Origin of the sequence: Undibacterium sp. Ji49W (genome assembly GCF_049340205.1) — a bacterium.
Taxonomy (GTDB): domain Bacteria; phylum Pseudomonadota; class Gammaproteobacteria; order Burkholderiales; family Burkholderiaceae_D; genus Undibacterium.
In genome coordinates this window covers 36,019-51,178 of the sequence record NZ_JBMPOW010000007.1, presented here as the reverse complement: position 1 = coordinate 51,178, position 15,160 = coordinate 36,019, and the positions used below count along the sequence as shown (strand labels likewise).

At 55.3% G+C, this 15,160-nt stretch carries 8 protein-coding genes; 7 read left to right on the top strand and 1 reads right to left on the bottom strand.

What is annotated here, in order from left to right; genetic code table 11:
• Positions 1 to 17: 17 nt before the first annotated feature.
• Entirely contained in the window at positions 18 to 1,670 is a 1,653-nt protein-coding gene (locus ACO0LK_RS10205; RefSeq protein ID WP_422974671.1) for a tetratricopeptide repeat protein, read from the bottom strand.
• Between the two features lie 344 nt (positions 1,671 to 2,014).
• Here ACO0LK_RS10205 and ACO0LK_RS10200 point away from each other — a divergent pair, with 344 nt between their 5' ends.
• The 7 genes from ACO0LK_RS10200 (at position 2,015) to ACO0LK_RS10170 (ending at position 15,152) form a co-directional block, all read left to right on the top strand.
• The gene (locus ACO0LK_RS10200; RefSeq protein WP_422974669.1) at positions 2,015 to 2,404 is read left to right on the top strand and encodes a hypothetical protein; all 390 of its coding nucleotides are present in this window, start codon (positions 2,015 to 2,017) and stop codon (positions 2,402 to 2,404) included.
• 187 nt (positions 2,405 to 2,591) lie between these two features.
• The gene (locus tag ACO0LK_RS10195) at positions 2,592 to 5,354 is read left to right on the top strand and encodes a DUF4157 domain-containing protein (RefSeq protein ID WP_422974667.1); all 2,763 of its coding nucleotides are present in this window, start codon (positions 2,592 to 2,594) and stop codon (positions 5,352 to 5,354) included.
• 181 nt (positions 5,355 to 5,535) lie between these two features.
• Positions 5,536 to 7,140 carry a DUF2138 family protein gene (locus ACO0LK_RS10190; protein ID WP_422974665.1) on the top strand — a complete coding sequence of 535 codons (1,605 nt, stop codon included), beginning with the start codon at positions 5,536 to 5,538 and terminating at the stop codon, positions 7,138 to 7,140.
• Positions 7,137 to 7,910: a DUF1175 family protein gene (locus ACO0LK_RS10185; RefSeq protein WP_422974663.1), complete on the top strand. Its 774-nt coding sequence runs from the start codon at positions 7,137 to 7,139 to the stop codon at positions 7,908 to 7,910. Before ACO0LK_RS10190 ends, ACO0LK_RS10185 begins: the two co-directional genes overlap by 4 nt.
• A gap of 9 nt (positions 7,911 to 7,919) precedes the next feature.
• Positions 7,920 to 12,596: an alpha-2-macroglobulin family protein gene (locus ACO0LK_RS10180; RefSeq protein ID WP_422974661.1), complete on the top strand. Its 4,677-nt coding sequence runs from the start codon at positions 7,920 to 7,922 to the stop codon at positions 12,594 to 12,596.
• A complete protein-coding gene (locus ACO0LK_RS10175; RefSeq protein WP_422974659.1) occupies positions 12,574 to 14,370 on the top strand; it encodes a DUF2300 domain-containing protein in 1,797 nt (598 codons plus the stop codon). Before ACO0LK_RS10180 ends, ACO0LK_RS10175 begins: the two co-directional genes overlap by 23 nt.
• Positions 14,367 to 15,152: a YfaP family protein gene (locus tag ACO0LK_RS10170; protein WP_422974657.1), complete on the top strand. Its 786-nt coding sequence runs from the start codon at positions 14,367 to 14,369 to the stop codon at positions 15,150 to 15,152. Before ACO0LK_RS10175 ends, ACO0LK_RS10170 begins: the two co-directional genes overlap by 4 nt.
• The last annotated feature ends 8 nt before the right edge of the window (positions 15,153 to 15,160 follow it).

The window sequence follows — 15,160 nt, the reverse complement described above, 5'->3', positions numbered from 1 at the left end:
GTCCAGCAGATTTTGCTTTATTTCGCTGTATTTTTTTGCATTTCATTTTCTATCGCAGTCAGCATGACACGCGCCGGTTCGTAGTCTGGATCAAGTTGCAGGGCGTCGATAACATACTGCAATGCCTGCGACAACTGGCCCAGGTTGTAGTGGCACATGCCCAGGTTGTACAGCGTGGGGCTGGCCTTGCCATACAGGCTGAGTGACTGCTCCAGGTACGTAATAGCCTCTGGATAATATTCAATTTCATATAGCAGGCTACCCAGCGCAAAGGCGAGGTCGCGCACCTCGCCCAGCGGGTAATAGTTGTGCCACACCTGCGCGGCCATGTTGGCGACTTCCCGCTTGAGCGGGCCTTCCAGCGTTGTCGCATGTTGCATCAGGGCGATATAACATCCCCAAAAGTTGGTGGCATCCCAGCCGCTCATGCGCAAATAAGCCAGTATTTGTTCCAGTTCCAGGCTGTCGGCATGGGCCTGGATAAGGCGTTTAAAACTGAAGAAATCATCAGGGCCGATGTCGCTGATATGTTCAGCAAATGCCTGCTGTGTTTCTACAAACTGCGCAGGGTTTTGTCCGGCTGCATGCAATGGCGCACCAGCAAACACGGCAGCACAGATATACAGATCTTGATGGCGCTGCGGCGTGGACATCCACAAGCCGCCCTGCTGGTCAACATACTGCGCAATGGCGTGATAGTTGACCGATAGTGAAATACTGCCGTGGCTGACCAGGCCAGGTGTGCCACGGAAACGCAGATCATCTTCACGGCCATAACCTTTGTCAGCAGAAATCAGCAGCAAACGCTTGTTGCTTATATGACGTAAATGCGTGAGATAACGCAGCGATTGCACTGGCAAGAGCACATGGCTGTCTGCCAGGTGTTGCCGGTAATGGGCCAGTATCAGATTCAATTCTGGCTCGGGATAATAATCACCAGCCACCGGCACATCGTGCCACCGTGCCTGCACGCGTTGCAACAGGGTGACATCGTTGATATCGGGTTCTGGTTGCTGGCTGTGCAGTGACACCAGGCTTTCATGCAAGGTGCCGTTGCTGACGTAAAACGCATCCTGTTCAATGCTGTCAAACACGTAATTGGCAATCACCACCAGCGGGTTGTTGAGCTGTGCCTGCGATAGCGTCACGCCAGAATGTTGCAAGACGATGTCTTCGGTCTTGCTCATATCAACCAGCGCAAAATCAAGCCAGCCCTGCTGTATATAACTTTGTAAAAACGGATGCTGCCGCCAGAATGCGAGATTTTTTTCACAAAAATCGCTCATCACATAGCACACAGGGATATGGCTGAGGGCCGACTGCTGCCAGACCGTAAAAAACTTTTTGATGAAATGGTAAGAAAACCGCCCGGAACCAGCCCCCAGTTCCAGCACATACAAAGGCTGGGTCAAATCCAGTGGTCGCTGCTGATCACGCAATAAGTCACGCAAATACGCAAACACCAGCCTGGCATACGCCCTGGCAATAAAGGTATTGCTGGTAATGTAATGCGGCACGATGCTGTTGCGCCAGGCATCGATGCTTTGCTCGCTAAAAAAGCGGCGCTGCAAACCCCACAGCAAAGATGCAGACAGGCGCTGGTTTCGTTCCACCACAAAGCCAGATGCCGGGGTTGCCTGTATGGTAGGTTCTTGCTCTGTGATTTCCATGCGATGAGGTGCCGGGTAAGGTAAGGCTTAACGAGTAAGAAAAAAAGAATCTGCCTTGATGAAACGGCCATTGGGTCAATTGATCAATTGGTCTGGTCTTTGCTGACGCGCTCAGCCGTTTCACTCATGGTGTGATTTCATTCCGGTTTCCTGACGAACTTGCTGATCAATTTACTGATCACTTTGGTGACAAGCACAAAGAATTTACATTGTTATTATAATAATTTTGGTGTAATTTATCACTTGTTTCGTTTTTTCGTGTTGTAGACTGGTGCTTTGGCCCTTCTTCATCACGAGAAGAGCCAAATGCCAGCCTATCCATTCCATACATGCCAGGGTGATTTATGAAATCGCGTCTCTCAGCACCGGTAGAAGCAGCAAGACAAAGTCCTTCGTGGCAAAACACGCCGCTGCAAAAAAAGAAAAATCCGCCAGGCTTTACGGATCAAAGGCCAGCTGCCATCGCGCAAATGAAACTGCAGGCCATGGCAAGCAACAGTCCACAGGCCATGCAGCTCAAGGCAAGAATGGACGTATCGGGCCAGCACAACTTGCCGGTACAACGGGCAAAAGAAGACGACCTCATGCAAGGCAAGTTTCAGACAGCGCAACTGGCCAAGGAAGACGAACTTACGCAGGGCAAGTTTGAGACAGCCCAACTGGCGAAGGAAGATGAACTGACGCAAGGCAAGTTTGAGCCTGTACAACGGGTGGAAGACGAAGAGCCGGCATAAGGTATCTGTACGTACACATCCGTACACCTGGTACACACAAGCACACATAGGCTAATTCGTAACACATCACCAGGCCAGCAAGGCGGTAGCTTGCTGCGCCATGGTGGTGCTACGACAAAAATGCATTCCCCCCAGTCTGTATTGAGATTTAGCGTCACTCCATTTTTATCGAATACAGTCAATCTCCATGCAGACACACACCAGCCAGGATGCTGCCAGCAAAACTCTTTCAGCGAAAACGACAGGGGGCAAAACGCAGGGCCTGACATCGAATGAAAACGCAAGCCAGACTACCGATCAACGCCCTGAAGCAGGTGCCATGCGGCAATTGCAAGGCCAGGCAAACCGCAGCCCAAGGGCATTGCAATTACAAAGCCTGCAAAAAATGGCGGGGCAAAGCCCGCAGGCAAGCCGGCTCAACAGCTTGCAGGTGATGGCTGATGGACGTGCAGCACAACGCATGCAACACCAGCCCCCTGCCCTGCAACGCCAGACCGCAGCGGCAGCAGACAATTCCCCTATTGCAAGCAGCGTCCGCCCAACAAAGAACAATGGCTTGCCAGCACAACTGCAAGCAGGTGTGGAAAGCCTGTCCGGCATGAGTCTGGACCATGTCCAGGTACATTACAACTCCAGCAAACCCGCCCAGTTGCAAGCCCATGCTTATGCCCAGGGCAGCGATATCCATCTGGCACCGGGCCAGGAACAACACTTGCCGCATGAAGCCTGGCATGTGGTCCAGCAAGCACAGGGCCGCGTGCGCCCCACCCTGCAAATGAAGCAGGGGGTACCAGTCAATGACGATGTCGGGCTGGAACAAGAAGCGGATGTGATGGGGGCCAGAGCCATGTCGGTAGCTGCGGCAAGTGTTACAGCACAGCGGCAAAGCCAGGAAACACGGGGTGTTTATTCACCGGTACAAAGACAGGGCGTAGCGCAGTTGGTGGCGGTGGCGCAGCTCACTATCAAAGACAATATTCTTGCACTTGGCAAAGGTTATAGCGGCCCAGAAGCTGAGAATTTGAAAACCATTGCAGGTAGTTGGTCGACTGCATTCCCCATGGCGGAAAAGATGGAGATCGCTTTTTTCAGGAAAATAAATGCGACGCATTATGATCGGCTGATAAAAATGCAGATTTTGCAGCAACTGGATGAGGCAAATTACGACCATTTACTGGACTTTGTTGGAAACGATGCAGCGAAATTAGGCAAGTTGGTAAAAAAGGAGGCGGGAACCAGCCTAGTCAGGCGCATGGTAGGCGAACAGGCGCTGCCCTTGCGAACGATGGTCTTGGGCATGTCTGACAATGCGGGTTTAAAAGATATAGGAAAGCTTGGCTATATCTGTGAACACTATCCGAAATTCCTCGCTATTACCGATGCAGAAAAGACCCGGGCAGCACCACAATTGCAAGTTGTAATTACCGGTCTGGGCACGATATCTGCGGCCATGCTGGCTATATTGGAAACTGCTGCACCGACGTTTGATCAGTTGAAAACGATGGTTCCAAAACTCACCAAAACGTCCGGGATGGCAGTCATACTGGCCACTTACCCCAACTTCCGCGCGATTGCAGTAGCCCAGGTAATTGACGAGACGGTCAAGCTACAAAAAGTCATTACCTGGTTATCCGATAATCCTGGCCTGTTTGGCATACTGGAAACCGCCAATCCCAATTTTGGGGCTTTCCAAGCTTTGATGCCAGCGCTCACCAAGACCACAGGCGTGCCAGTCATTCTGGCAACTTACCCGAACTTCCGTGCCATTGCGCTAGCTCAACTCACCGTCGCACCAGCGGTACTACAAAACGTAATTACCTGGTTAACCAGCAATCCTGGCCTGCTTGGCATACTGGAAACCGCCAATCCTGATTTTGTAGCTCTGCAGGGGTTCATGGCAGCACTCACCAAAACTTCAGGATTGACAGACATACTTGCAACTTACCCTAAATTCCGTGCCATTGCGCTAGCTCAACTGGCAGGCGCATCGGCTCAGTTGCAAACCGTAATTACCTGGTTGACAGACAACAAAGGCCTGCTTGGTATTCTGGAAACGGCAGACCCCAGTTTTGCCGATCTACAGGGCTTGATGCCGACGATGACGAAAACGTCAGGTTTACCCGCCATTCTTAAAAGCTACCCTAACTTCCGTGCCATTGCATTAGCGCAATTGATAGGCGCACCGGCGTTGCTACAAAAAGTAATCACATGGTTGACAGGAAAAGATGCTGCGGTCCTCGGTGTATTGGAAACTGCCAACCCCAGCTTTGTGGCCCTGCAGGCCATGGTGCCAGCGCTTACCAATCTGACTTCACTTCCTAACATTTTGACGAAGTATGCCAATTTCAAGCCTATTGCAGTGGCCGAGATCGTGGCAGCACCTGTCTTGTTGCAAACAGTCATTACCCACCTTGGCTCACGTAAAGACCCTGTCCTGACCTGGCTGCATACCAATAACCCGAATTTCGCTGTTTTAGAGGTGTTGGCTGATAAAAAACCAGATGACACTTTGCTGGGCATGATGGTTAACTTTGCAAAAGAAGCAGCACCTGGCGATAACGACTATGAAGCAATTGGTACACAAAGCAATGGATACCGCATCGGCCATTTTGCTATGGGCCATACGCTGCGCGGCATGCTGGCAGAGCCTGCCCTGGATACCCCAACAAAAACATTATGGCCTGCTGCAACCACGCTGGCGGAGATACGTGGGGTGTGTTTGAATTTTGACCAGAATAATACGACCATACTTAACGCAAGGGAGGGCTTTACCTATACACCAACGGTAGCACCAAACAATCTGATTGTTGCTAACAAAAACAACATCCGGGGCAACCGCAACAAATTCGACCAACTATATCCTCGCAGCGGTACCCTTATTACAAAGGAACAGGCCGACACACTGTCCGAAATCAACGCAGCAAAAGCAGACTGGACCGCCCTCCCATAACCCCAGCTTATAGGCGATGTAGGCATTTGGCGACCTTATTTGGCAAGCTTGTTGCCAGACATGTGCATATTTACAGATGCTTACCAAAAATTGACGCAATATAGAGAAATTCGATTGTCAGCCCCGTCTGCCTTCGATAGTATTCGTGCAACTAAAGACCTCTGCGCAAAAGGGAGAATTCATGCGTCGTATTTGGATCGTCACCGGTACTGTTGTTACAGTTGCCGCCGCGGCCGTTGCCTACCAGTTGGGTAAGCACTGGAAAGACTATAACTACGTGGGTGGCCGCCTGAAGGTGGATATGTCACGCCCTGATGCGCTCATCCGCACCACCAGCCTGTCTAAACTGCCGCGTGATTTGCTGCGGGTGCCCATCGCCAAGGATGTGCTGACTGAAGACCTGGCCTTTTACTACGAACAGAACGAAGACCGCATGGGCCTCAACGGTGCCATCAAGCGCATTGCCTATGAGCATGATCTTGACTGGCAAGACAAGCTGTATGCCAGCATTTTTAATGAACCGGCAGAAGTCGCCTTCTGGCGCGACGGCAAAGGGGCGCTGCGTCATTATGCCGTCGTCATGCGGCGCGGCGTGTTCACCAAGGCGCTGGAAGAAGCTGCCAAGGTCGCCTTGAAAGATGGTCAGTTGAAAAAAGCCGGTGACATCAGCACCAGCAATGGTAATGCGCTGGTATTGGCGCTGGAAGTTAACCCGCGCCGTACCCTGCTGCTGATCAGCCAGGGTGATCGCATGGTGGTCTTGTCTGACCCTGGCCTGCTGTTTGATGACAGCAACAGTATAGTGAAAGAAGCCCGTGCCGCCGTCACCACTTGGCTGGAACACGACGGTGCCCTGGCCAAGCAGTTTGACCTGGACAGTATTGCGCCAGTAGCGGCCCCTGCTGCTGGCCAACCTGCCGACACCGCCAGACACACGCTGGCCATCGGTGCCCCCACCATGGCGCTGGGGTATGGCGCTTTTGTGTCGGGCTTCAAGGGTATGCGTTTCGATTTTGGTGGTGACTGGTCCACCTCGGTGTGGCTGGATTCTAATAAGCTGACATCAGCCCAATTGCTGGACCCTGCCCTGTGGACAGCGGCCCCGGCCAACCCCAGCGCCTGCGTGGTGATGCCGGTTGACTGGGCGATGGTGAACAAAGTATTGAAAGAAGCATCAGCCAAGCCAAACCTGCCTGAACAGGCACTGGCCAGCCTGTCTGGCCCCGGCCTGGCCTGCTGGTACCGTGAATCGAATCTGTATTCGCCGGTGTTTATTGCCAAGCTGCCCGCCAATACGGCCAACCGCGATACCACCTTGCAAGCCATGGCCACCTGGGCCATCGCAACCGGTGAACAGGCCGCGCCCGGCAAAGGCAAAACCAAGGCCAAACCAGATCAAAAATTCTGGCGCAATGCCAACAGCAAGGCAACGCTGGCGGCCAGTGCCGATTTTGTGGTGTTTTCGCCGGATGGTGGCCTGGTTGAAAAAGTGATCGATACCATCGCCCGCAGCAACCCCAGCGCAGCTGATCAAAACCCTGGTACACAAAGCACGCTGGGCATGATTACCCCGCGCCCCTTGTCTGAAATGGCGCAGCGTGAAGTGTATGCAGCACTCAGCGGTCCGGATGACGCGAATTTCCTCGATGCGGCCAAGACCCATTTGCCAGCACGCATGAAGGCCCTGGCCAGCTACCCGCCTATCCGCCTGGAACTGAGCAAAACCCAGACCAGCGGCAAAGCCTGGCATAAAGTCGATTGGATCAGCAAGGAGAAAGCCAATTGAACCGCCGACAAGTCTTGCACACCCTGGCCCTGAAGGGCATGCTGGCCAGCAGCGCCGCATTAGGCGCACTGGGCTGGCAACGGCTGGCGCTGGCGCAAAAGGTGACGGCACCCGCTGCACCTTTACCGCTGCCTGCAACATTGCCGACAGCCGGTAACAGCAAAGCGGCCAGCCCGGCTTCGCCATCAGTGAACGGCACGCCGATGGCACTGACACCGGCGCAATCGCGCAGTTTCAGGGCCTGGATGACACGCATCATCGCCGCCCAGTTAACGGCAGGCCCCACCCCGCGCTGGCAACAGCGTGACTGTGTGGGCCTGGTGCGCTTTGCCGTGGCCGAATCGCTGCGCGAGCATGATGAAAAATGGAAGCGTGCCAACGGCATGCTGGGCACGGCTGTACCGCCAGAAATCGAACTCGACAAAGGTACCCAGTCGGTACGCCATCAGTGGCGGCTGGCAGATGGTTCGGTATCGGCCTATGTCAGCGCAATAGAAATGGTGCAGGAGAACGCCCGCTTTCGTGGCAAGGACTGTAACCTGGCCACCCCCGGTGACCTGCTGTTTTACGATCAGGGCGATGCCCAGCATCTGATGGTGTGGATGAATTCTTACATTGCATACCACACCGGCACCGTCACGCCCACCGACAATGGCTTGCGCGCCGTCAAGCTGCGCGACTTGCAAGCCTGGCGCGATACGCGCTGGCACCCTACCCAAGATAATCCCAATTTTGCTGGCGTGTATCGCCTCAATTTCTTGTCCGCCTGAAAGCGCCCAATGAAAGCCAAACTCAATCAATCACGCTATTTCACCTTCCTGACAGCGCTGTGCGCCCTGTTGCTCTTCATGCCTGCGATAGCGCAGGATGGCGGCAGTGGTTCATCATTCTTTTTGCTCAGTGATGCCGCCTACGGTTCTGCCGACAATGCCACCGTGCGACTGGAAGCCCAGGACATGAGCCAGATCGGCGAATATGGTGGTGTGGATGTCTATGTCTATAAGGTCAAAGACCCGCTGGACTTTTTGAAGGCACAAAAAAACCTGCACCGCATTGACAGCCAGGGCAATTACAAAGGCAAGGGCATCGCTGATGCGCTGGCACGTACCTGGGACAGCTGGTGGATGGCATCGCGCCGCATGTGGCGCAGCCTGTTTTCTGCCGACGCCAGAAAAGCCGTGACCACGCAAGTGCCAGAAGTGCGCCTGCACCCGCTGGTAAAAGCGCCGACACCGCAGCAACTGAACCCGCTGTACCAGCCGCTAAAGGCACATACCCTGGTCGACAGCTTCCGTTACCCTGTGCACGTGGCCCAGCCCATACAGCCACCCAAAGGCGTCAAGCTCGATGGCAGCAGCAGTGAATTCATCGCTTCGCCCAAAGGCAATGTCCTGATACCGCTGGGTAAAAAAGAACCTGGCCTGTACCTGGTGGAAGCCATGGTCGGCAGCTATCGTGCTGTAACGCTGGTGTTTGTGTCTGATTCCATCGCTGTCACCAAAGTATCCAGCAAACAGATGCTGGTCTGGGTGGCAGACCGCCGCAGCAGCCAGCCGGTGGCAGATGCCAAAACCGTATGGACTGACGGCGCCGGTATCTTAAGCACAGGTAACACTGACGCCAGCGGTATCGCCAATTTTGAGCGCGATGCGCCAGAAAAAACCTATGTCTATGGTGAAGACAGCAAAGGCGGCGTCTTTGTTGCAGAAAACTATTACTACGACAGCGAAATCTATAACACCAAGCTGTATGCCGTCACTGACCGCCCCCTGTATCGCCCCGGCGAAACCGTGTATGTGAAGTTTTTGGGCCGTACCTTTGTATCAGCCCGTGAATCCACCCCCATCACCGCAGGTGAATTGAAGTTGCAGGTATTTGATGCAAATGGCTTCCCGGTCGCTGCCCAAACCCTGCAAATGACACCGCAATCGGGTGGGGATACCGTATTCCAGTTGCCAGACAATGCTGTGGCTGGCGGTTATGAATTGCGCTTCAGCTACAAGGGCAATAACTACGGTGCAGCCTTCCGCGTGGCTGAATACCAGAAGCCGCATTTTGAAATCAATGTCTTGCCCGGTAAAAAAGACTACAAAACCAATGAAGCCATCAGCGGCAAGCTGCAACTGGTCTACCCCGACGGCAAACCCGTGGTCAATGCCAAGGCTGACCTGACTGTACGCGCCCAGCGCCTGACCATTGTTGAAGGTGATTTGGGTTATGCAGGCCAGTTCCCGGTTCAGTTGAGCAACACCGTACTGACCACCGACAGCAACGGCTTTGTCGACTTTAAACTGCCGGCAGCGACTGAACCCAGCCGCTATGTCTTATCAGTACTGGCAACCGACGGTGCTGCCTACCGCGTGCGCGCCACCAAAGAAATTTTGGTCGAACGTGGTGCCGGTACCTATAGCCTGAAGGCCGAACGCGCCTTCTCTGCCGTTGGTGAAAACATGAACTTTGCCATGACTGCCCTGCCAGTACCCGGCAATGTGGTCAGCACCCTAAGCGCCCCGGCAACATGGGACTGGGTGCGCCTGGAAAACCAGAAAAAATCCAGCGGCAAGCTTGCCAGCGGCAACAAACTGAGCCTGGCCTTTCCTGAACCTGGTACCTATACCCTGTCTGTGCGTGACGCTGCCGGCAATATCCTTGGTGCGACATCCCATTATGTCAGCGGTGCCGGCGTCGCTGCGCCACAGGGTTCGATAGAAATGGTGTTTGACAAAACCAGCTACAAACCAGGTGAAACGGCCAGTGCCCTGATCACCTTCCCGCAGCAGATTGACCAGGCCCTGTTCACGCTGGAACGTGACAAGGTAGAAAAAACTGCCCTTATGAGCAATGCAAGTGGCTGGCTCACTGCCAAGCGTTTGTCACCGATGCAGTGGAAGGTAGAAATACCGGTGCAGGATACCTATGGCCCCAACATCACCCTGTCTGTGGTGTATGTGAAGGGTGCCGATTATGTATTTCAGAACCTGGGCTTGAAAGTGGAACAGCCACGCATCAATGTCGCCGTCAAGGCCGACAAGGCCGTGTATGCGCCAGGTGACAAAGTCACGCTGGACCTGACTGCCATGGTCGCTGGCCAGCCAGCAGGTGGCAGCCAGTTGACCGTGGGTGTGGTGGATGAAATGATCTACGTGCTGCAGCCTGAAATTGCACCGGACATTTCTGACTTTTTCTATCACCCGCGTCGTAACAATGTACGTACATCTGCCAGCCTGAGCTTTATCGCCTATGACCTGGCGGTGCCACCATCCAAACTGGCGTTGCCGGCAAACGGGCAAACCCATGACCGTGCCATCAAGGTTTTGGAAAGACCGCGTCGTGAAGACAAGGACACCGCCCTGTGGCAGCCAAACGTCACCACCGACGCCACTGGCCGCGCCCGTCTGAGCTTCACCATGCCGGATTCGCTGACACGCTGGCGCATTACCGTGCGGGCCACGGCAGCCAGCGGTAACGTGGGGCAAAACATTGCCTATGTGCGGTCCGACAAAGACTTTTATGTGAAATGGACCAGCCCGAGCTGGATGCGCGTGCAGGATGCACCTAACGCCAGCGTTGCCATCTTCAATCAGGGTAACCAGGATGCCAGCGCCAGCCTTAGCGTTACAGGTTCTGGCGTCAACAAACAAGAAAACCTGAAGTTGAAACCGGGCGCCAATTTTGTGTCGCTGCCGCTGAAAGCCAATGGCCTTGACAACAAGATAGACCTATCGCTGGCGGTCGGCGGCAAGACGGTCGATGCACTGAATGTACCGCTGAAGATTATCCCTGTGCACTGGCTCAGCCAGCGTTCAGTCAGCGTGCCGGTCACCGGCAAGGAAACCATACTGAAACTGCCAGCGGATGCCAGCAACCTGCAATTGCAATTTGCAGACAGCGCCAATGCCCAGTTCCGTCGTTTGATGGATGACCTGATCGACTACCCATTTGGCTGTGTCGAGCAAACATCCAGCCGCCTGATCCCGTACAGCCTGGCCTTGCAGGCCACGCTGCCCAGCGAAGAAAAACTGACGGCACAACTGACGCAACGCCTGTACAGCTACCGCTTCCGCCTGGCGCAAATGGCTGGCCCCAACGCCACCTTTGGCTGGTGGAGCGTGCCAGAAAAAGATGGTGATGCCCTGCTGACCACCTATGCCTACTATGCTGACTGGCATGCCAGCCGCGCACTGAAACTGGCGCTGCCAGATGGCCATTTTGACCGCCTGACCGAAGTCTATCGCAAGGACGGTGTCAATCAGCCAGCATGGCAACGCGCCCTGATGCTGTACTGGATGCAGGACATGGGCTTGCCGGTACGTTCACTGGCCGAAGCATTGAGTGAAGAACTGGGCAACAAGGCAGCATCAGCCAAACCGGCTGCTGTGACCCCACGCTCAGGCATGAGCAGCATGATCTTTGCCAATAGGGATGATGACGTGCAAAACGCCATGAGCACCCTGCTGGCCGCCTATGTGGTACAGCAAAGCAAAGGCACGCTGACAGCCGCCACCAGCGCGGCCCTGCCAGATGCTGCTGTCCGCGTGCATCAAGCCGACCTGCCTCTGGGTGAAGCCCTGCTGATTTTGACCGGCAAACGCCCGGCCAATGAAAGCGCAGCAGTACTTGAACGTGTACGGGCTGAATACCCAACCATAGACCGTGCATTGGCCCTGCTGTGGACTTACCGCGCCATGGGTGGCGGTACTGCCGGAAAATCTGGTGCCAATGACCCACTGCTGCGTAACAACATGGCCAAGGTGGAACTGGAAGCAGGCTGGCAGGCAAGGGAAACTATCACCGGCCAGAATGTATTCCGCTGGAATGTCACTGCCGCCACACCGGCACCAGGCGTCATCAAAATGACATCAACCCCAAGTGCCGGCATGATAGCAATCGCCCAGTTTGACAGCCGCGAGCCAGAAAAATCCAGCCTGCCGGTGAAACTGGAACGCCGCCTGTACCGCCTGGTGCCAGAAGCCCTTCCCGCACCAAGCGCTGCCAGCAAGCCTGCAGCCAACTCCGCCGGTGCTGTAGCGCAGCCCGTGCCTGGCAAAGCTGGCTTCAAGCTCGAATTATTGGGCGATGGTGCCGCACTGAAGACCGATGAAGTGTATCTGGATGAAGTCGTGCTGACCCGCACATCCGGCCCGACGCTGAACTTTGGCATCGTTGAAGTACCGCTGCCACCGGGCACAACGGCGGACCGCTCTACCTGGGGCATCAGCGTTCGTTTCCCGGGCGGTAAAGATATGGAAGCGATGGAACGTGCACGTTATGAGCAGACACCACGCGGCTATGCCGTGCCGGTAGATGCACTGGCGAATGAAGTCGTGGTGCGCCACCTGGTCAGGGCTGCGCAGACCGGCAAGTTTGCCCTGCCGCCTGCCCGTTACTACCGCATGTATCAGCCAGACCAGAAAGCCTTTGAGGACAAGCCACGTGCGATTATGGAAATTCGCTGATCCTGCGCGCAAGCTAGTCCGCATCACCATGCTTGCCAGCACAACCATAGGAACCATGGCGATGCTGCCTTTGTCTGCACATGCAGATGAAAGCGGCACCGCCACGGTGGCCTGGCTGCGCGATGGCAAGGTGGAAGTACGTGGGCTGTCTGGTGCCCAATCCAACACCCCATCCAGCACATCATCCAATCAGGATGGCAAGACAGAGCAAAAGATTCCCCTGGGCAGCCTGTGGAAGTTGTTTGTCTACGCCTATCTGCAAGACAATCGCGTGCAGGAAAGCGCCTATACCTGCAACGCAAAAAAAGAACAGCGCAGCAAGCTGGAGAAAGATGAAGAACGCTATTGCTGTGAACCCGGCGATCAGGTGCAGCGTGACAGCGCCCTGGCAAGGTCATGCGCACCCTACTTTTCACCAACAAGACTTGGCCTGAACGACAAGGACTGGAAAAGCTACTGGCAAACCCGCAGTGACGCCACCTGGTTACAGCGCACGGCACAATTGCAGCCAGACACCCAGATCAGCGTCAGGGATTTGCTGGAGACCTTGAACAAATTTTCACCACAGGCACGGGCCGCTGCCCGCACTGCCCTGCTGGAAACCGCCGTGCAAGGCTATGGCCGCGAAGCCTGGGCGCAACTGGGTACCGGCATACGCTACAAAACCTATTCCTGGCATTTGCCTGACCAGTCTGCCTTTGGTGGTGCCGCTGGCTGGCTGGCCGATGGCACGCCATTCTGGTTTGGTGCGCGTGGGTCCAGCAGGTCTACCCTCGGCACCTGGGCCAGCGCACTGGCCACCACCCTGCCAGCACCGCGCTGGGCAGGCATCAATAGCATGGACAATGTCGGTGACGAAGCGCATTGCGTCGATGTCGATTTTTTTGCGCGTTACCCTTTGCGGGAAGTTCTTCCCCTGCCAGTGTCTGTCAACCCGACAGCAAGCACCGCCCGCGCCGGCGCCATGACCGGTAAATTCCGTCTGCAATTTGCCAATGGCAATACGCTGGACATCAACAGCAATGGCAGCCTGAACCTGCAACGCTTGCCCGGTATGGCTCCGCAAATCACCGGGCGTTTCAGCGTCAATGACTATGTTGCCCGCGTGGTAGACCGTGAAGGCGACGCCGCCAATGTACAGGCTGCCCGCAGCCTGGCAATTGCCGCCCGTACTTACCTGGTACAGAATGCCGCCCTTGACCATGGCTGCTGGCGCATTGCCGACGCCACCAGCCGCCAGCGCGTCAGTGCCAACCCGCCGACCGAAGCCGCTATGGATGCCGCCTGGTTCACCGATGACCTGATACTGCAAGGGGCCAACGTGCGCTACCACAATGACAGCGCCGGCACCAACCGCATGTCCCTGAAGGATGCTGCAAAGCAGGCTAGCCAGGGCTGGAATTTTGAACGCATCCTGGCTGCCAGTTATCCACAAGCCAGCATCGCCAGCTTTAACGGCAAATCAGATTGCCAGCCACTGGCCGCTGCACAAACCTGGCTGATCAATAACAGCAGCAAATGGCAAGCCATACTGCGCCGCGAGCCCGGTTTTGAAAACCCTGACACGCCGCCCGCCGTGTGCGCCCTGGCCACCGGCAACCCGTATTCAGACCAGAAACGCATGCGTATTTATGCACGCGGCTGGCGCAGCCTGGACGAGCGCATCACCCTCGCCCATGAATACCTGCACCTGGCTTTACGATTTCATCCGAACGGCGCCAACGAAGACTATGTAGAAAAACTGGCACGCCGCCTCATAGAAGGAAGTACATGATCAAGCTTAAATTCACACGCCTGGCCTTCGCCGCCGCTGGTGCCGCCATTGGCCTGCTAGCGGCAACCAGCGCCTTCGCAGCCGATGTCAATGTCGACGCCCCGCGTGGTGGCTGGCGGCATAGCGGCGCTGAAGCATCACAATTTACCCAGCCCGTGCATTACCCGGCATCGTCTGTCAATACCGAAGGCCAGAATGAAATGGCCCTGATCAAGGGCCGCATCAACGGCAACATCAAAAAAGGTCCGGGCAAACTGATCGTCAATGGTGTCGGCATGCCGCTGTCTGTGGGCGCTGGTGGTGAATTTGCCCGCCCTTACTCTTTCAGTTCAGGTTCCAACAATGTCGAGGTGCGCAGCCCTGACGGCAGCGATGTCAAGCGTGTGCAGTTTTTTGACACCAACACCAGCCGCCCGCTGACCCGCCTGCGCGTGGTTTTGTCGTGGGACAGCGATGGCACCGATCTTGATCTGCACGTTATTTCACCCGATGGCCAGCACGTGTTTTACGGCAACCGCGTGGTGCCCAATGGCGGCGCGCTGGATGTCGACGTCACCACCGGCTACGGGCCAGAAATCTATGCCAACACTGCCCCCATCAAAGGCACCTACCATGTATACGTCAACTATTATGGCAGCGGCGGTAATGACAAGGACCTGACCATCGCCAAGGTTGCCATCATCAGCCAGGAAGGCACGCTCTCAGAAAAACAGCAAAGCTTTCAGGTACCCATGCGCAAACCCGGTGAGCTGACCCTGATCAAATCCTTCACCTATCCTTGAGACCCACG

What these genes read in the sequence shown, in the direction of transcription:
- ACO0LK_RS10205 (WP_422974671.1), bottom strand. Translation starts at nt 1,670, where the DNA reads ATGGAAATCACAGAGCAAGAACCTACCATACAGGCAACCCCGGCATCT.
- ACO0LK_RS10200 (WP_422974669.1), top strand. Translation starts at nt 2,015, where the DNA reads ATGAAATCGCGTCTCTCAGCACCGGTAGAAGCAGCAAGACAAAGTCCT.
- ACO0LK_RS10195 (WP_422974667.1), top strand. Translation starts at nt 2,592, where the DNA reads ATGCAGACACACACCAGCCAGGATGCTGCCAGCAAAACTCTTTCAGCG.
- ACO0LK_RS10190 (WP_422974665.1), top strand. Translation starts at nt 5,536, where the DNA reads ATGCGTCGTATTTGGATCGTCACCGGTACTGTTGTTACAGTTGCCGCC.
- ACO0LK_RS10180 (WP_422974661.1), top strand. Translation starts at nt 7,920, where the DNA reads ATGAAAGCCAAACTCAATCAATCACGCTATTTCACCTTCCTGACAGCG.
- ACO0LK_RS10170 (WP_422974657.1), top strand. Translation starts at nt 14,367, where the DNA reads ATGATCAAGCTTAAATTCACACGCCTGGCCTTCGCCGCCGCTGGTGCC.